Source organism: Pseudomonas sp. IT-P253, assembly GCF_949768125.1.
Taxonomy (GTDB): Bacteria; Pseudomonadota; Gammaproteobacteria; order Pseudomonadales; family Pseudomonadaceae; genus Aquipseudomonas.
In genome coordinates, this window is the sequence record NZ_CATKPT010000011.1 from 452,987 (window position 1) to 470,700 (window position 17,714).

Annotated in this window: 12 protein-coding genes; 6 read left to right on the forward strand and 6 right to left on the reverse strand. The window is 58.9% G+C overall.

The window, feature by feature from the left end; all coding sequences use genetic code 11:
• Positions 1-13: 13 nt before the first annotated feature.
• Together ACM6IR_RS07895 and sohB are read right to left on the reverse strand one after the other, a co-directional pair.
• On the reverse strand, positions 14-3,790 hold the full coding sequence (locus ACM6IR_RS07895; RefSeq protein WP_414907173.1) for a dermonecrotic toxin domain-containing protein: 3,777 nt from the start codon (positions 3,788-3,790) through the stop codon (positions 14-16).
• 195 nt (positions 3,791-3,985) lie between these two features.
• Entirely contained in the window at positions 3,986-5,008 is a 1,023-nt protein-coding gene (gene sohB / locus ACM6IR_RS07900) for a protease SohB (RefSeq protein ID WP_414907174.1), read from the reverse strand.
• Between the two features lie 202 nt (positions 5,009-5,210).
• Between sohB and ACM6IR_RS07905 the strand changes: the two genes are divergently transcribed.
• The 3 genes from ACM6IR_RS07905 to ACM6IR_RS07915 all read left to right on the forward strand — a co-directional run bounded on the left by ACM6IR_RS07905 (position 5,211) and on the right by ACM6IR_RS07915 (position 8,432).
• On the forward strand, positions 5,211-5,921 hold the full coding sequence (locus ACM6IR_RS07905; RefSeq protein WP_414907175.1) for a histidine phosphatase family protein: 711 nt from the start codon (positions 5,211-5,213) through the stop codon (positions 5,919-5,921).
• 50 nt (positions 5,922-5,971) lie between these two features.
• Complete coding sequence (locus tag ACM6IR_RS07910) at positions 5,972-6,286, forward strand: SCP2 sterol-binding domain-containing protein (protein WP_017339181.1); 315 nt, start codon at positions 5,972-5,974, stop codon at positions 6,284-6,286.
• A gap of 298 nt (positions 6,287-6,584) precedes the next feature.
• Positions 6,585-8,432 (forward strand): amidohydrolase, encoded by a 1,848-nt coding sequence (locus ACM6IR_RS07915; RefSeq protein ID WP_414907304.1) that lies wholly within the window; start codon positions 6,585-6,587, stop codon positions 8,430-8,432.
• Positions 8,433-8,501: 69 nt separating this feature from the next.
• Here the strand turns inward: ACM6IR_RS07915 and ACM6IR_RS07920 are convergent, their stop codons facing one another.
• Entirely contained in the window at positions 8,502-11,132 is a 2,631-nt protein-coding gene (locus ACM6IR_RS07920) for an MGH1-like glycoside hydrolase domain-containing protein (RefSeq protein ID WP_414907176.1), read from the reverse strand.
• Positions 11,133-11,344: 212 nt separating this feature from the next.
• Between ACM6IR_RS07920 and ACM6IR_RS07925 the strand changes: the two genes are divergently transcribed.
• Entirely contained in the window at positions 11,345-12,490 is a 1,146-nt protein-coding gene (locus ACM6IR_RS07925) for a sterol desaturase/SRPBCC family protein (protein WP_414907177.1), read from the forward strand.
• The gene (locus ACM6IR_RS07930; protein ID WP_414907178.1) at positions 12,487-13,587 is read left to right on the forward strand and encodes an SMP-30/gluconolactonase/LRE family protein; all 1,101 of its coding nucleotides are present in this window, start codon (positions 12,487-12,489) and stop codon (positions 13,585-13,587) included. Before ACM6IR_RS07925 ends, ACM6IR_RS07930 begins: the two co-directional genes overlap by 4 nt.
• Before the next feature lie 54 nt (positions 13,588-13,641).
• Here ACM6IR_RS07930 and ACM6IR_RS07935 read toward each other — a convergent pair whose 3' ends face one another.
• Both ACM6IR_RS07935 and ACM6IR_RS07940 read right to left on the reverse strand, forming a co-directional pair.
• The gene (locus ACM6IR_RS07935) at positions 13,642-13,857 is read right to left on the reverse strand and encodes a hypothetical protein (RefSeq protein WP_414907179.1); all 216 of its coding nucleotides are present in this window, start codon (positions 13,855-13,857) and stop codon (positions 13,642-13,644) included.
• A gap of 97 nt (positions 13,858-13,954) precedes the next feature.
• Positions 13,955-14,197, reverse strand: coding sequence for a DUF465 domain-containing protein (locus ACM6IR_RS07940; RefSeq protein ID WP_414907180.1), 243 nt, complete (start codon positions 14,195-14,197; stop codon positions 13,955-13,957).
• Between the two features lie 216 nt (positions 14,198-14,413).
• Between ACM6IR_RS07940 and ACM6IR_RS07945 the strand changes: the two genes are divergently transcribed.
• Complete coding sequence (locus ACM6IR_RS07945) at positions 14,414-14,935, forward strand: DUF4142 domain-containing protein (protein ID WP_414907181.1); 522 nt, start codon at positions 14,414-14,416, stop codon at positions 14,933-14,935.
• 110 nt (positions 14,936-15,045) lie between these two features.
• Here ACM6IR_RS07945 and ACM6IR_RS07950 read toward each other — a convergent pair whose 3' ends face one another.
• Entirely contained in the window at positions 15,046-17,682 is a 2,637-nt protein-coding gene (locus ACM6IR_RS07950) for an excinuclease ABC subunit A (RefSeq protein WP_414907182.1), read from the reverse strand.
• Positions 17,683-17,714 lie beyond the last annotated feature (32 nt).

The window sequence follows — 17,714 nt, forward strand, 5'->3', positions numbered from 1 at the left end:
CTTCCTTCCTGGTTTAAAGATTGGCACGATCCTCCAGCGCCCCAAACGCTGCCACCGGATGATCAAATCGCCCACTGCTGCGACTCAATCGACTCCACATTTCCTCCGAAACATCGGCCTCGTGCAATAGTCGCCAGACTCGCGCCTGAAGCGACAGATAACCAACCTGAAAATCGGCCGTCAGACTCAGCCTGCTTATTACAGCTAAAAACCGCGTACCGGAAGGTTTGCCTGCCAGTCGCTGCCAGAGGGCTTGCCGGGATTGTTGTAACACTGCGTCGCAGTCTTTTAACCAGACCATCGGCGAACCATAGTCCGCGCCGGGCGCCGCAAGCCATAAATTGATACCCGTTTGTTCTCGATGTGTGACCAGCCGGCGTAACGTGTCTTCATCCGTCAGGGGATTCCCCAATAGCAGCACGCGGTCGTCAGCGACAGCCTGATTGATGACCGCTGGCGGAACCCGCGTTATCTGGTTATCGCGTAAATCCAGAGTGGTGAGATAGGGCTCCTCCCTGATACCGATTGGGCATCGGCTGATCCGTGTATTCCTCAGGTTGAGCTGACGCAAATCGTTCATGCCCAACACCAGCGGCGGCACTCCCAGCGGATTGTCACTCAAGTCCAGCGATTGTAAACGGGTCAGGTCACGCAATTGTGAAGCAGCGCTTTCACTGAATACCAGCTCTGTGGCTCGCAGGTTCAGTGAGCGAAGGTGGGTCAATTGACCGATGGCCGGCGGCAAAGAGCGACCTGTGTCGCCACCCACGAAAAAATGACGTAAATCCACATTGTGCAGATTCAAAATCTCGAGGTTTGGAAAGCTCTCGAGAAACCCGTTCAAACTGTCCTGCTCGGTCAGATGGAAGCCTCCCATCAATAGCTCGGTCACATCGTCGAACCTGACATTCAACGTGGGCAATCGATGGTAGTTCTCAAAATTCATATCCAGCGTGGTACGAGGAGAGCCTTCGCGCTTTTGCCAGATGGCGACCAGTTCTTCAGCGAGCTCCGTCCTCAAGGCTAGCTCGTCCCCCCTTTCATCCATCAGAAGCTGGATGTTATGGGCCGCGATTTCTGCCGGGCTAAAATTTGCCGCCGCTGCATCGCCAACGGCCAGAAAAGGAAGGCCCATGCCCTCGACATCATCGGCAACTTGATCCATCCAATTGCTCAAATCGGTGGTGAGTTGCTGTCGCTGCTGGTTCAACCCATCGATATAGACCTGCGCGTTAATGCCCACACGTTGCAGTGCTTCATCGGCTTGCGCATCGGTGAAGTCGGGATAAATATCCTTGAGCTGCAATCTCATCATCTCGTGGGTCATGGCTTCGCCTTGAGGAGTCGACGGATAACCTCCACCGCGCAAGCCCTGACGTTCGAAAGTCAGCCCGCTATCCATCCTCTGCAACCCGAGCAGGGTTTGCGAACGTGGCAGTGCCAGATCGCCGATCTTGAGCCGCAATTCGTTGGCCGGATCAGGAGACATCAAGTGTAATGCCGACCTTTCTTCCTCTGACAGGATGCCGAGGACAGCTTCGAAGAAATCCGTTTGCAAGCCCTGCTGCTGATAGCGGTTGCCTGCCCTGATTATGCTTCGAGAGTGAGCGGCATCGAGCACGCCGCAACGGTCCAGAACCCGCCCGGCAGGCGAATGGTCAAGAACATCTATTCGAAGGTCTTTGGGCCACCCAGGCAAAGTCTTGAGGGCGTGCAGGGCCAGCGTGTCCGTCTCGACATTGTCGATCGATCTTAGGTAAAAACCTTCGTAGGCACGATTGAGCCGCACTTGCTGTTGGTACTGACGAGCCTTGCTGTCCAGATGTTTGAACGCTTGCCTCACTTCGGCAACGTCAGGCGTCGTGCGGATGTCCATGCCGTAGCGATCGAGCATTTGTTCAATGGCGCTTTTGGGAAGTCCCGGATACTGGTGCTGGAACAGCCGGACCCATTCGTGTTCGGACTCCTGCAACGCTGCGTAACGGCTGCTGAACAATTCAGGTTGCCCGGCCTGCCCCAGTTCCTGATCGAGCTTGAAGCGACTGATCGTATCGGCCAGCAACGGCGTTGGTGGGCGTCCGGTTTGCATCAGGCGCAGCATGTCGTCATCAATCGCGCTGACTTTGCCGATCTGCGCCAATAGGTCATCGCTGAACGATGCCACCGACGGACCGATTCCGCGGATAAGTTCCAGGCGGCTCAACGGCGCTAAAGGGGCAACGCCCTGATTCCGCACCGGCCTGACAACCTCCCCCTCGGGAATGGCGTCGGGCTCGCGGACGCGCTCTGCAACGGCGGCGACCTCGAAAGAATCCCCCCTGACCACCGCTCCCCCGCCGACCAGTGGCAGCGCATTGAGAAAGCCAAACACCGTACGTGTCACACCCGCGGAACGATCGTTCGAGGTCTCGCCGTTGATGGCCTGATCAACCCCATAACCAGCGTCGATGATGCCTGCCAGCGCCAACAACCCTTCGCCACCGGGCACGAACAACGCCAATGGACCGAAACGGTTGATCCACTGCACGACCGGCTCGACGACTGCACTCAAGTTATCGCGGTTGACCTGGGCATCGTCACGAATGGTTTTGACACTGGCCCGCGAAGCCTCCTTCATGGTCAGTACCAGTTGGGCAAACGGATCAATGCCCAACGGCGAGTCATCAAAATCGATGTATTGGGCGGGGTCCCAAAAACCGTCATTGTTGAAAAAGCCCGCTTCTGGGGCCAACCAGTGCTCTTTCGGGTAAACCGAGATGCCATCCAACGCTGTCAGCACACCGGCATGGAAGGTGCCATCCTTGCGATCATCCTCGGCAAAATGGGTGGCCAAGGCCTGTTTCGACGCCTCACTTCTGCCCTGTTCCACCACCCATTGATGCTGTTGCCTGCCATCGCTGAATACGTGCAGTGGCGAAGAGTTGCCGGGGATGTACAACACCATCCCGCCATCAGGACCACGCCAGCCCCAGATATCCTTCGAGGTGTAACGATACAGCTTCAGACGTCCCGTCTTCAGCTTCGATGGTAGCCTCAAAGGCGCCTGTAATTGTTTGATCGTCAGCGTTGCCCATGCCTGATCTGCCGGCAGTCCTGCCGCTTGCAATGCGAGCTCAAGACCCTTTGAGGACAAGCTGTTTTCGTGTCGTTGCAAGAAAGCCGCCATGACAAAGGCTGCCTTGGCCGACGTTTTAAGTGCGTGGGGACTGGCTGCGACGATCACTTCATCGGCTGGCCAGGCTTGATCGAGATAGGATTGATACCGGCCTTGAAGGTCCAGTTCCCAGATCCACTTCCTGAAATCGGCGGGCCTCACGGCGATCTGGGTGGCTGGCCTGTAACGTTGAGGGACGGTCCGGCGATAAATGCCTTCATAGGCGTAGTGATAGTCGTTGCCGGGCTCAGTCAAATCATCGACGTGCTCCACAATATGAATGGACGGCCCGACGTCAGGTGGCGTGTACATGCCAAACACCGTTTCACCGAAGCGCCCGTCACCCACGGTCTGGTAGTTGGACAGCAACGCCTGCACCAGAGACATCGAACTCGCCACCCGCCCCTGATGGATGCCATTTTGTGCAGGGCGCCCCTTGTAGTCGTAATCGAGCGTTACCAACTGCGCTGTGGTCGGATCTATGCCCTGCCCCCATTTTTCCTTGATCAAGCGTTCGGCAAATTGGCCAGGGGATTGCGGGAGCGCGATAGCTACGGCGGCTTTCAGTTCATCGCGCGTTCGCAGAGACGAAGCAGGATCAGGGCCGGCAGTAGTGTCGCGAGATTTATCATTCATAGTGCATTCCATTGCAGTCATTTCAAGAGCATCACCATACCCAGCTTGAGCCCCCTCCAACGTGGGAGCAATTGACAGTGACCTTAGGAAAGTTCGCCACTTTCGGAAGGAACGCAGACCGCTCTGAAGGGCAAAAAAAATGAAACCGCGGGATTAACCGCGGTTTCATTTTTTATAACGATATTGCCTTGAGACTTACCAGAAGCGTTGCTGAGTCAGGCGACTCCACCAACTCAACAGCACGCGATCCACCGAACTGCTGGCCGCCATGCCGATGCGTTCCTGCAGACTTTTACGTTCGGTGTAATGCAGGTGATAGAGCTCGGACTTCTTGGCCCGCTCGGCGAGGTACTCATCGCTGGTCTTGAGCTCGTCCACCAACTGTTTTTCCAGCGCCGCGACGCCGAGCCAGATCTCACCCGTGGCCACTTCGTCGATGGCCAGTTGCGGCCGGTAGCGCGAGACAAAGTTCTTGAACAACTGATGGGTGATGTCCAGGTCTTCCTGAAACTTCTCCCGGCCCTTCTCGGTGTTTTCGCCAAACACCGTCAAGGTGCGTTTGTATTCACCGGCGGTCAGGACTTCGAAATCGATGTCGTGTTTCTTCAGCAGGCGATTGACGTTGGGCAACTGCGCCACCACGCCGATCGAGCCGAGGATCGCGAACGGTGCGCTGATGATCTTCTCGCCGATGCAGGCCATCATATAGCCGCCGCTGGCTGCTACCTTGTCGATGCATACAGTCAATGGCACGCCAGCGTCACGAATACGCGCCAATTGCGACGACGCCAGGCCGTAGCTGTGAACCATGCCGCCGCCGCTTTCCAGACGCAGCACCACTTCATCCTTTGGCGTCGCCAGGGTCAGCAGCGCAGTGATTTCATGGCGCAGACTTTCAGTGGCCGAAGCCTTGATGTCGCCATCAAAATCCAGCACGAACACCCGGGATCTGGCTTCGGTTTTTTTCTTTTGCTTCTTCTCGGTTTTAGCTTCGACCTTGCGCAAGGCCTTGAGCTGGTCCTTGTCGAGCAAGGTTTGCTCCAGGCGTTCGCGCAGCCCTTTGTAGAAATCATTGAGTTTGCTGACTTGCAACTGGCCGGCCGACTTGCGTCGCCCCTTGCTGCGCAACGCCGCAAAACTGGCCAGGACCACCAGAATGGCGATCACCAGTGTCACGGTTTTAGCCAGGAAACTGGCGTACTCGGACAAAAACTCCACAGGGACTCCTTTAAACGATGCGCTGCGTAAAAGCGCGCGGGATACCTCCAGCATACCCATGCGCCGGCTCGGCGGCCAGCCGTGAAACCTCAGGCAACAAGCCTGCAACGAACATTTCAAACAAGCGTATGTTTTTTCATTGACAGCTCACCGCCATCCTCATAACCTCGCCAAACCTTCAACGTACCGGGATGAAGCGGACGTGGGCAGTATCTATTTGATTCGACATGGCCAGGCCTCCTTTGGTGCAGACGACTATGACGTCCTGTCGCCGACCGGTATTCGCCAGGCAGAAATCCTGGGCCAGCACCTGGCTGAACTGGGTATCAGCTTCGATCGCTGCCTCTCGGGTGATCTGCGCCGCCAGCAACATACGGCCAACAGCGCGCTGGAACAGTTCGCTGCCGTTGGCCTGCCAGTGCCGACGCTGGAAATCGATTGCGCCTTCAACGAATTCGACGCCGACGCGGTGATCCGCGCCCTTCTGCCGGCCATGTTACCGAACGAACCTCAAGCGCTGCACATCCTGCGCAACGCCGCGCAAAACCGTGGTGAATTCCAGCGGATCTTTGCCTTGATCATCGAGCGCTGGCTCGTCGGCACTTACGACACACCAGGCTTGGAAAGCTGGCTGGGCTTCGTCGAGGGGGTGCAGGCCGGTTTGCAGCGAATTCTCGACAGCGCCGACAACACCCAGAAAATCGCCGTGTTCACCTCCGGCGGCACCATCACTGCCCTGCTCCACCTCATTACGCAAATGCCTGCCAGACAGGCATTTGAACTGAACTGGCAAATCGTCAACACCTCGCTCAACCACCTGAAGTTTCGTGGTCGCGAGGTGACGCTGGCTTCCTTCAACAGTCATGCGCATTTGCAACTGTTGAAGACCCCGGACCTCATTACGTTTCGCTGAGTCCGGACTATTGTGACCCTGGCTGTATTCACCCAAAAAAGGATCGAACCATGACCTCCGTAGCTGATGCCGTACAAGCAATGAAAGCCAAGTTCAACCCAGCCGCCGCTGCCGGTCTGGACCTGGTTTTCGGTTTCCGCATCGACGACACCAAGAACTTCTCGCTGATTATCAAAGACAGCACATGCGAGCTGAAAGAAGGCGAAAACCCTGACGCACAGGTCACCCTGGTGATGGACGGCGAAACCCTGGAAGGCATCGTTGACGGTTCGACCGACGGCATGCAAGCGTTCATGGGTGGCAAACTGCGCGCTGAAGGCGACATGATGCTGGCCATGAAACTGTCCGAGCTGTTCCCGAGCTAAGCGCGCCGCTCCCAATCGCAGGGAGCACGCCTGGCTGCAAACGAATCCCGCCCTTGTGGCGGGATTCGTCGTTTTTCACCCTCAAGAAGCGGCTGTCTGTGGATTTGCCGTCTATATTCCTTCAGGCCGCATATGTCAGACATCGGCTGTTTGCCCCCCGATTAATTGACGGACGGAGTGCACGGCCATGAGCCCACCTGACGACGGCGACGGTCTCAACCACCAACGTGTACTGCAAAGCCTTTCGGCAGGCGCCGTCGGCGCCTGGATCAGCCCGCTAACCGCAGGGAGTAAAACCATGCCCGATGCCCCGGCCGACCTCATTCTGTATAACGGACGCCTGCACACCGTCGATCACAAGAAACCCCAGGCCAGTGCCGTCGCGATCAAGGACGGCCGCTTCGTGGCGGTCGGCAGCGATGCTCAGGCCATGGCCTTGCAAGGCCCCGGCAGTCAAATCATCGACCTGCACGGGCGCACCGTGGTTCCCGGCCTCAACGATTCGCACCTGCACCTGATTCGCGGCGGCCTCAATTACAACCTCGAACTGCGCTGGGAAGGCGTGCCGTCACTGGCCGACGCGTTGCGCCTGCTCAAGGACCAGGCAGACCGCACCCCCACACCGCAATGGGTGCGGGTGGTCGGGGGCTGGACCGAATTCCAGTTCGCCGAAAAACGCCTGCCGACCCTCGAAGAGCTGAACAAGGCCGCGCCAGACACGCCAGTGTTCGTCCTGCACCTCTACGACCGAGCCCTGCTTAACCGCGCCGCGTTGAAGGTCGTCGGTTATACCCGCGACACACCGAACCCGCCGGGCGGAGAAATCCAGCGCGATGCCAATGGCGATCCAACCGGCATGCTGATCGCCCGCCCTAACGCGATGATTCTCTACTCGACCCTGGCCAAGGGGCCGAAACTGCCGCTGGAATACCAGGTCAACTCGACCCGCCAGTTCATGCGTGAACTCAATCGCCTCGGCCTGACCAGCGCCATCGATGCCGGTGGCGGTTTTCAGAACTACCCGGACGACTATCACGTCATCCAGCAACTGGCCAAAGACCAACAGCTCACGGTGCGTATCGCCTACAACCTGTTCACTCAAAAACCCAAAGAAGAACTGAGCGACTTCAAAAACTGGACCAACACCTCCCACTACGGTCAGGGCGACGACTTCCTGCGGCACAACGGTGCCGGGGAAATGTTGGTGTTCTCGGCGGCGGATTTCGAAGACTTCCTCGAACCACGCCCCGATCTGCCGCAAACCATGGAGCAAGAACTCGAACCCGTGGTCCGCCACCTCGTTGAGCAACGCTGGCCCTTTCGTCTGCACGCCACCTACAACGAATCCATCAGTCGCATGCTCGACGTGTTCGAGAAGGTCAATCGCGACATCCCGTTCAATGGTTTGCCGTGGTTCTTCGATCACGCCGAAACCATCACGCCACAGAACATCGAACGGGTGAAAGCCCTGGGCGGCGGCATTGCGATCCAGGACCGCATGGCATTCCAGGGTGAGTATTTCGTCGACCGTTACGGTGCCAAGGCAGCCGAACACACACCACCCATCGCTCGCATGCTGGCTGAGGGCATTCCGGTCGGAGCCGGCACCGATGCCACGCGGGTGTCCAGCTACAACCCCTGGACCTCGCTGTACTGGCTGGTCAGCGGCCGCACGGTCGGCGGCCTGGAACTTTACCCACGAGGCTTGAGCCGCGACACCGCGCTGGAACTCTACACCCACGGCAGCGCCTGGTTTTCTTCCGAGCAAGGTAATAAAGGCCAGATCAAGGTCGGGCAACTGGCGGATTTGATCGCGCTGTCGGCGGACTATTTCCATATCGAGGACGAAGCGATCAAGTCGATCGAATCGGTGCTGACGATTGTCGACGGAAAGGTCGTCTATGGCAGCGTCGAGTTTGAGAAGCTCGGCCCGCCGCCCATTCCGGTGGTGCCTGAATGGTCACCGGTGGCCAAAGTACCCGGCCACTGGAAACCGCTGGCGCCTTTGACGGCGCAGGTTCACCAGTGCATCGGGGCATGTGCGGTGCATGCCCATAGCCATGAACGGGCGAGATTATCCTCGGCACCGGTCAGCGATTTCGCCGGTTTCTGGGGGGCCTTTGGCTGTTCGTGTTTTGCGTTTTAATGATGATCCTGCAACATCAACAATCCAATGTGGGAGCGAGCAGGCTCCCACATTGAATCTGTGTTGGGCTCAAGGCTGTAATAACAGCGCTACCAGCGCCGTCCACCCGGTCTGGTGACTGGCGCCCAAACCGCGTCCCGTCTCGCCATGAAAATATTCATGGAACAACACCAGATCACGACTGGCGGGATCAGCCTGCAACTGCGCATACGCCGCCATCGAGGGGCGATTGCCCTCTTCGTCGCGTAAAAACAGACGGGTCAGGCGCTGGCTCAGGCCGTCGGCAACTTCTTCCAACGATGCAAAAAAACCTGATCCCGTGGGGTATTCCACCGAGAAATTCTGATCGTAATAGCGGTGAAATTCGCGCAAGGATTCGATCAGCATGTAATTGATCGGCATCCACACAGGTCCCCGCCAGTTGGAGTTGCCGCCATACAGCCGCGACTCCGATTCCGCCGGCTCGTAGTGCGCGCAGAGCTTGTCACCGTTGATTTTCAGGCCAAAGGGCAGTCCAGCGTAGGCCTTGGACAGTGAACGAACACCGAATTCGCTGAGGAACTCGCTTTCGTCGAGCATGCGTTTGAGCAAGTCTTTGGTGCGTTCACCGCGCAACAGCGCCAGCAGCATCCGGTTGCCTTCGCCCGGTTCGGTCCAGCGCGACACCAGGCTGGCGAGGTCCGGTCGATGGCGCATAAACCCGAACAGTCGTTCACGCAATCCCGGCAGGCCCTCGTGTTCGTGTTGCTCCAGCACTTGCACGGCAAACAGCGGCATCAGGCCGACGATCGAGCGCAGGCGTAGCGGTTCGTTCACGCCATCAGGACGGTGCAGCACGTCGTAGAAAAACCGGTCCTGTTCGTCCCATAAACCTTCGGCCTCGGAGTCGACCCGATTGATTGCCCCGGCGATGTAGAGGAAATGCTCGAAAAACTTCACCGCGATGTCGACGTACACATTGTTGCGTTTGGCCAGTTCCAGGGCGATACGCATCAGGTCCAGCGCATAGCCGGCCACCCACGCCGTGCCATCGGCCTGATCGAGCTGGAAGCCGGGCGGCAAGATTGCCGAGCGGTCGAACAGCGCGATGTTATCCAGGCCGAGAAAACCACCCTGAAACACATTGCGACCTTCGGCGTCCTTGCGGTTGACCCACCAGGAAAAATTCAGCAGCAGCTTATGGAAAATCCGCTCGAGGAAGTCCATGTCCCCGACGCCGGTCAGCGCCTTGTCCTGTTGATACACCCGCCAGCAGGCCCACGCGTGAACCGGGGGGTTGGCATCGTCGAAGCGCCATTCATAGGCCGGCAACTGGCCGTTGGGGTGCATGAAGCGGTCTTTGACCAGCAGCAACAATTGATGCTTGGCAAACTCAGGATCGATCAGGGCGAACGCCACGGCCTGCAAGCCCAGATCCCATGAGGCGTACCACGGATATTCCCACGTGTCGGGCATGGACACGATGTCGACATTCGACAGGTGTCGCCAATGGGTATTGCGGATGTGCAAGCGCCCGGGCGGCGGCGCAGGTTGAGTCGGATCGCCGTCGAGCCACTGATTGACGTCGAAGTAATACAGCTGCTTCGACCAGAGCAAGCCGGCCAGGGCCTGGCGCTGAACGTTGCGCGCATCCGGGTTGCCGATCGCGCTTTGCAACGCCGCATAAAAAGCATCGGCTTCACCACGGCGACGTTCAAACAGGGTCTTGGCATTCACACGGGCAACACCTGCCGGGGCAAACCGCAGGTTGACGCTGCGACTTTGGCCGCCCTCGAAACTCAGTACGAAATGCGCCGCCACCCGTGTTCCCGCGTCGCGGCGGATCGCCTCGTTGCTGCCAGAGACCAGAAAGTCGTTGATCCCGTCTTTGAACGGTCCCTGCGCCGCCACGCCATCAAGCTTGGGGAAGTTGCTCTGGTTTTCGCAGAACAGCCATTCGCAGTCTTCCTCACCCCAGGCGCTGGCCTGCCGATCGGCCAGTTGCGGGTGCCGGGCCAGAACCTGACCGCCATCCAGGGTCAAGCTCGGCTTCGGCCCGTCGACCACCCAGCTCCAGGTATTGCGTGCCCATAATTGCGGCAATACGTGCAGGCGCGCGGGTTGATCGGAGCGATTGTGCACCGTGACACGCATGAAGATATCGTCTGCCGTGTGTTTGGCGTATTCCACCATGACATCGAAATAACGGTCGTCTTCGAAGACACCGGTGTCGAGGATTTCATACTCGGTATCCGCCAGGCCCCGGCGAGCATTTTCAGCGATCAGGTCAGCGTAGGGAAATTCGGCCTGAGGGTATTTGTAGAGCACGCGCATGTAGGCATGGCTCGGCACACCATCGACATAGAAATACAACTCTTTGACATCTTCGCCGTGATTACCCTCGGCATTGTTCAGGCCGAACAGGCGCTCCTTGAGAATCGGGTCGCGCTCGTTCCATAAACCCAACCCCAGGCACCAATGCTGGGCCTTGTGGGAAAACCCCGCGAGCCCGTCCTCGCCCCAGCGGTAAGCCCGACTGCGGGCGTGATCGTGAGGAAAATACCGCCAGGCGTCGCCATCGGCGCTGTAGTCCTCGCGCACCGTGCCCCACTGGCGCTCGCTCAGATAAGGTCCCCATTCGCGCCAGGCCCCGGCTTCGCCCCCGGCCAGACGCTGGCCTTCGACAGTACCCAGGATGTTCGCTGCGGGTTTGGCCGTCATGGTTGAATCCGTTGGATGAGAGACGCTTGCAGTGTAGTGCGTCAGCCAGCAGCAGTGCTGAACCCTGCCTGTCACCGCCGCCGAAGCCGCTGGAGCCCTGACCAGCGTTTGTTGCTTCAGAGGATCATGGCGTTTGTGTTGCAGGTTCAGCCAGCCGAAACGCAGGGATCGGCTAATCTGCTGAAGATAACAACAAAATACAGGTGATTGCAGTGAGGCAGACCACCGACGCATTCCGCAGCCGCTATCGCGCCGACATTCATCGGTTTTACAACCCATGGCTACACGGCACATTTGTGCTGCTGTTCGGGTTGCTGGCCATCGCCGGATTCTGGAGCACGGTGCACCAGGTCAGGCCGCTGGAGTGGGCGACACTGCCCCTGACCCTGCTGTTTTTCAACTTCGGCGTGTACAGCGTGCATCGGCATCTGGGGCATCACAAAAAAAGCTTCGTACGAATGTTCCATGCCCGACATACAGGCGACCATCACAGCTTTTTCGCCCCGGGGTACATGACCTACGACAGCGCCCGTGACTGGCGGGTGATTCTGTTTCCGGCCTGGCTGATCGTGCTGCACACCGTTGTGATCACCCTGCCCCTGTGGTGGCTGCTCGAGCAGTTCGATGCCAACGTCGCGGGGTTGTTTGGCGGCTGCCTGATTCTCGGTTACCTGGCCTATGAAGTGTTCCATGCCTGCGAGCACTTGCCACCCAAGAATCCACTCACCCGTCTGCCGTGGATCCGCCAGATGCGCCGCCTGCATGAACTGCATCACCGCCGCGAGCTGATGCAGACGCGCAATTTCAACATCGTTTTTCCGCTGATGGACTACCTGTTCGGTACCCTCTACTGGGAACCGGAGCCGATCTCCCCACACCCGACGAGAACTTCCATAACCCGCCTGCAGCATCAGATCGACATTATTGGAAATCCGATTGACGTGCTCGCCTACGCCAGCACCGTGACCCTCTGGCCGCAATGGCATCCGTCGTCCCTCAAGGTCGAGGGACCGCGAGGCCCGTTGCATGCCGGGGCGCGGTTCGAAGAAGAGATTCGGGCCGGCGGGCGTGAGGGGCATTTGAGTTGGGTGGTTGACGAGTATCTGCCGGGGCGTCGTTGGTGCGCGCGCGCTCAGGGTGACAATGGCCTTTCATTGACGCTCACTTATGAATGCGAGTGCGAGGGTAACGGCACACGGTTTGTTCGCACGCTGGAGTATCAGTTCAGCGGCCTGCTGATGAGCATTGCCAACCGACTGCTGCTCAAGCGGCGCATCGATGATGAGTCGGCTGCATCGATGCTGGCCTTGTGCGAGATGACGCAAAAACACCTCACTCCGACAGGAGTCCCCGCATGAAACGATCCGTGAAGTTCCGCCACGTCGTGTTGCTGGTCATCGTTGCCATCGGCGGGTTCCTGCTGCTGATGCCGACCAAGGTGCAACCGGTGGCCTGGACGCCGCCACCGGCGCCTTCCCTCACCAGTGGAATCTACGCCGACAACCAGCGCCTCAAAGGCATGAAGCGTGTCGGTGCGCCTAATATCGACGGGCCGGAAGCATTGCTGCTGGAAGACAACTTCCTCATCACCGGCCTGCATGACGGTCGATTGATTCGTACCAACCTCGACGGCACCATCACCAAGGTCCTGGCCGATACCGGCGGCCGCCCGTTGGGCCTGGCCCGCCACCCCAATGGGCTGCTGGTGATTGCCGATGGGGTCAAGGGTTTGCTATCGCTGGATGCCCAGGGCCGGTTGATTACATTGACCACCGCCGCCAACGGTGTGCCCTTTGGTTTCACAGACGATGTGGCCATCGACAAGTCCGGGCATTACGCCTATTTCAGTGATGCTTCCAGTCGCTTTGGCTACGGCCAGGACGGTGAGGCCATCATCGAACACGGCGGCGACGGCCGCTTGCTGCGGTATGACTTCCAGACCGGCAAGACCGAGGTCCTGCTGGACAAACTGGAGTTTGCCAACGGTGTGACCCTGGGGCCGGACGAGGCCTATGTACTGGTGAACGAAACCGGTGCCTATCGCATCAGTCGCTACTGGTTGAGCGGGCCGAAGATCAGAACCCACGACCTGTTCATCGATAATTTGCCGGGGCTGCCGGACAACCTCGCGTTCAATGGCCGGGATCGCTTCTGGGTGGCGCTGTATGCACCGCGCAACGCACTACTCGATTCCATGGCGCCACACCCGTTCGTGCGCAAGATCATTGTGCGGGCGATGACCTTCCTGCCCAAACCAGTGGAGAAACGAGCGTTTGCGTTGGGGCTGGATCTGGACGGTAAAGTGATCGCCAACTTGCAAGACGGGAGCAGCGACAACTACTCGCCGATCACCACCGTACGCGAGTATGGCGATTGGTTGTATTTCGGGTCATTGAAGGCCAAACACATGGCCCGGATGCCGCTGAGCAAGGCATTAAACAACCCATTACAATGACTTGCAGCAGCTGGCGAAGCCTGCGTTCGGCTGCTGCTACACAGGGTCATGGGATCAGCGGGGATCACGCGTTTTCCGTTTCTTCGCGGGGTCGATGGCGGTGGTGTCATCCTCGTCCGGCAACGCGGCACCTTCGTCGTCCGGTAATTCGTCGATTCCCGGTTCATCGTTGGGGTGAACGGCAGTGCGTCCTGGACTCAGAGGCTCGGGATGAGTCGGGATCGGGTCATACCCGCCCTGTTCTTCGCTGGGAAATTTCGGACCGCTCATAAGGCACCTCGCATGGAGCCGTAAATTCGGACTCTGTTCATTCGAGGTGCCGGTATCTATTGTCGTTCCAATTATGCAGTCACCGGTCGTCGGTGGTTCAGTACGGCGCCCGGAGTTGCTGGACGATCTTGTCCTTGACCAGCAAGCGTTTTTCCTTGAGTTTTTTCAGCGCGTCGTCAGTGGGTGCATCCGTTTTGGCGGTTTCAGCCCTAACCACCTCAGCGTCCGCTTGCGAATACTTGTTGATCAGTGAATCCAATAACGGATCCTTGGTGCGTCTTTGCTGGATATCTTCCTTTGAGAGTTTCAAGTCCTGATAAAGGTCGTGTGGCACCGGCATGGAACACCTCCGTTTGTTAATCGGTAGCAAACGCGATCAATTGCGTTCACCAACTATCAGAATGGCCTCGGTTAGCCGGTTCTGTCGACCGCCTATCGGACCAGCGGTGTCCGTTCGTCGTCATATTGCATTTGCGATAAAACCTTTGTCTCAGCGTCCGCCTCCATTGAATAACGATCGCTCGATCAACCATAAAAACCGTATGGAGAATAACCAATGGACGGATTGACCCTGCGCCATCTCACGCTGGCCGTCGCTTTGAGCACAAACATGGGCCTGGCCAGTGCTGCCACGTCGAATAACTTCGTCGACAAGGCGGCTGCCGGCGGCATTTCGGAGGTCGAAACCAGCAAACTCGCCTTGGAAAAAAGCGCATCGGCCGACATCAAGGCGTTCGCCAACATGATGATCACCGACCACTCCGCGGCCAACGATGAACTCGCGGCGCTGGCGAAAAAGCATGACCTGACAGTGCCGGACAACACGACGCTGGTGAAACAGGCCAAGGAAAAAATACTCGATATGCGCGGTGAGTCTTTCGATGCGGCCTACGCCAACAATCAGGTCAAGGCCCACGAAGAAGCCATCGAACTATTCAAGAAGGAAGCCAACACGGTGACCGACGACAGAGTCGCAGGGGCCACGGAACTGAAAGGTTTCGCACAAAAAATGTTACCGGCGCTGGAAAAGCATCTGGATATGGCGAAAACACTGCAGGCTGCACATCCAGGTAAATAGCCCAGGTTTTGACGGTGCCTGACAGGCCCCTTCGCGAGCAGGCTCCCACAGTTGACCGCAATCCGATGTGGGAGCCTGCTCGCGAAGGGGCCAGCGGAAACATCCCCCAATCAAGCAATACCAAGCACTCTGGCCAAAAACGGCGCCGTCCGGCTCTTTTTGCTTTTGGCGACTGTTTCCGGCGTCCCCGCCAGCACAATCTTCCCACCCTGATCCCCGGCCCCCGGTCCGATATCGATCACCCAGTCACTCTGCGCCACCACGCGCATTTCGTGCTCGACAACGATCACCGTGTGCCCCGCGGTCACCAGCGTATTCAACTGTTCAAGCAAACGATCGACATCACGTGGATGCAAGCCGGTGGTGGGCTCGTCGAGTACGTAAAGCGTCGCCCCACGCTGATTGCGTTGCAGCTCGGTCGCCAGTTTGATGCGCTGGGCTTCACCGCCCGACAACTCGGTCGCGGGCTGCCCCAGGCGCAGGTAACCCAGCCCGATATCCCGCAGCACCTCTAGCGAGCGGCGAATGCCCGGTTGCTCGGCGAACACCTCGACCGCTTCATCCACCGTCAACTGCAACACCTGGGCAATGTTCAAACCCTGCCAGCTAATGGCCAGCGTCTCGGGGTTGTAGCGAGCGCCGTGGCAAGTCGGGCATGGCGCGTAAACGCTGGGCATGAACAGCAATTCGACACTGACAAAGCCTTCGCCTTCGCAAGTCGGGCAACGGCCCTTGGCGACGTTGAAGGAGAACTGACCCGCGTCGTAACCCGCGGACTGTGCCTGGGGAGTCGCCGAGTACAGCTTGCGCACGTTGTCGAACAGGCCAGTGTAGGTCGCGAGGTTCGAGCGTGGCGTGCGACCGATGGGTTTCTGATCGACTTGCACCAGGCGCTTGATCGAGTCCAGCCCCGCGGTGACCTGACCGCCACTGACTTGCGGTGCATCGTCCTCAAGGCTCAATGCTTCGGCATCGTTGTCACTGGCCGTACGCCCGAGATGTGCACCGACCAATTCCAGCAGCGCCTGGCTGACCAGGCTCGATTTACCGGAACCGGAAACACCGGTCACCGACGTGAAACAACCTAACGGAAACTCCGCGCTGAGGTTGTTCAGGTTATTGCGCGTGATACCTTCCAGGCGCAGCCAATCGGTTGCCTTGCGGCTGACTTGGGGCTCGGTTACGTGTTCGGCGAACAGGTAAGCGCTGGTCTGCGAGTTCGTCACAGCCGCCAGTCCTGGCGGCGGTCCGCTGTATAGAATTTGCCCGCCATGCTCACCCGCCGCCGGGCCGACGTCGATCAGCCAGTCGGCACGGCGCATGGTTTCCAGATCGTGCTCAACCACAAACAACGTGTTGCCAGCGGCTTTCAAGCGCTGCAGCGCTTCGAACAGCGCCTCGCCATCCGCCGGGTGCAGGCCGGCCGACGGTTCATCCAGCACGTAGATCACACCGAACAACTGTGAGCCCAACTGCGTCGCCAGGCGCAGCCGCTGCAATTCGCCGGACGATAACGTCGGCGTGCTGCGCTCCAGCGCCAGGTAACCGAGCCCCAGATCGGTGAGCGTGCTGACCCGCTCCAGCAAGTCCTGGGCAATGCGTTGCGCGGCCAGGCGCTTCTCCACCGACAGGTTGGGCGTGTGGCGCACATCGGGCGCATTGCCGTGACCACTGGCGCCGTGGGCTACGCGTTGCTCACGAGCCTCACGGGTTTGCGTGTGGGTCAGCACCTCGCCCGCCTCATCCGCCTGTTCAAGGTAGCTGTGAGCCGCCACCGGTTTCAGCACATGCGCCACTTGCAGCAAGGGCATCTGCGACAGCTCGCCGATGTCATACCCGGCGAAGGTCACCGACAACGCTTCGCGCTTGAGGCGTTTGCCGTCGCATAAAGGGCAAGGACTGCCAAGCATGAATTGCGAGACGCGCTTCTTCATCAGCGCGCTTTGGGAATGGCTGAAGGTATGCAGGATGTAGCGCCGGGCACCGGTGAACGTGCCCTGATAACTCGGTTCCATGTTGCGCTGCAGGGCGACTTTGGTTTCAGCCGGTGTGAGCCCGGCATACACCGGGACCGTCGGTGTTTCTTCGGTGAAGAGAATCCAGTCGCGCAGCTTTTTCGGCAGATCGCGCCAGGGTATGTCGACGTCGTAACCCAGGGTGACCAGAATGTCGCGCAGGTTTTGCCCCTGCCAGGCCATGGGCCAGGAAGCGACGGCGCGCTGGCGAATGGTCAGGCTCGGATCGGGCACCATCAGCGCTTCGGTGACTTCGTACACTCGGCCCAGGCCATGGCACTCATGGCACGCGCCCTGGGGTGTGTTCGGCGAAAAGTCTTCGGCATACAGCATCGGCTGCCCCGGCGGGTAACTGCCGGCCCGGGAGTAAAGCATGCGGATCAGGCTCGACAACGTAGTCACGCTGCCCACCGAAGACCGCGTGCTCGGCGTGCCGCGCTGTTGCTGCAAGGCGACGGCGGGTGGCAAGCCTTCGATGGAGTCGACGTCCGGCACCCCGACTTGATCGATCAACCGGCGCGCATACGGCGCCACGGATTCGAAATAGCGGCGCTGTGCTTCAGCGTAGAGGGTCGAGAACGCCAGCGACGACTTCCCGGAACCAGAGACACCGGTGAACACCACCAAGGCGTCCCGTGGGATGTCGACATCGACGTTTTTGAGGTTGTGCTCCCGGGCGCCGCGCACCCTGACCATGCCGGAGGGTGGAGTGGAGGTGCGCTTGGATGTCATCAAATGGCCTTGATTAAATTTCAGAATAAACG

Coding starts and splice junctions, on each gene's coding strand:
- ACM6IR_RS07915 (WP_414907304.1), top strand. CDS start 6,585: ATGCCCGATGCCCCGGCCGACCTCATTCTGTATAACGGACGCCTGCAC.
- ACM6IR_RS07950 (WP_414907182.1), bottom strand. CDS start 17,682: ATGACATCCAAGCGCACCTCCACTCCACCCTCCGGCATGGTCAGGGTG.
- ACM6IR_RS07940 (WP_414907180.1), bottom strand. CDS start 14,197: ATGCCGGTGCCACACGACCTTTATCAGGACTTGAAACTCTCAAAGGAA.
- ACM6IR_RS07945 (WP_414907181.1), top strand. CDS start 14,414: ATGGACGGATTGACCCTGCGCCATCTCACGCTGGCCGTCGCTTTGAGC.
- ACM6IR_RS07910 (WP_017339181.1), top strand. CDS start 5,972: ATGACCTCCGTAGCTGATGCCGTACAAGCAATGAAAGCCAAGTTCAAC.
- ACM6IR_RS07930 (WP_414907178.1), top strand. CDS start 12,487: ATGAAACGATCCGTGAAGTTCCGCCACGTCGTGTTGCTGGTCATCGTT.
- ACM6IR_RS07895 (WP_414907173.1), bottom strand. CDS start 3,790: ATGAATGATAAATCTCGCGACACTACTGCCGGCCCTGATCCTGCTTCG.
- ACM6IR_RS07920 (WP_414907176.1), bottom strand. CDS start 11,132: ATGACGGCCAAACCCGCAGCGAACATCCTGGGTACTGTCGAAGGCCAG.
- ACM6IR_RS07935 (WP_414907179.1), bottom strand. CDS start 13,857: ATGAGCGGTCCGAAATTTCCCAGCGAAGAACAGGGCGGGTATGACCCG.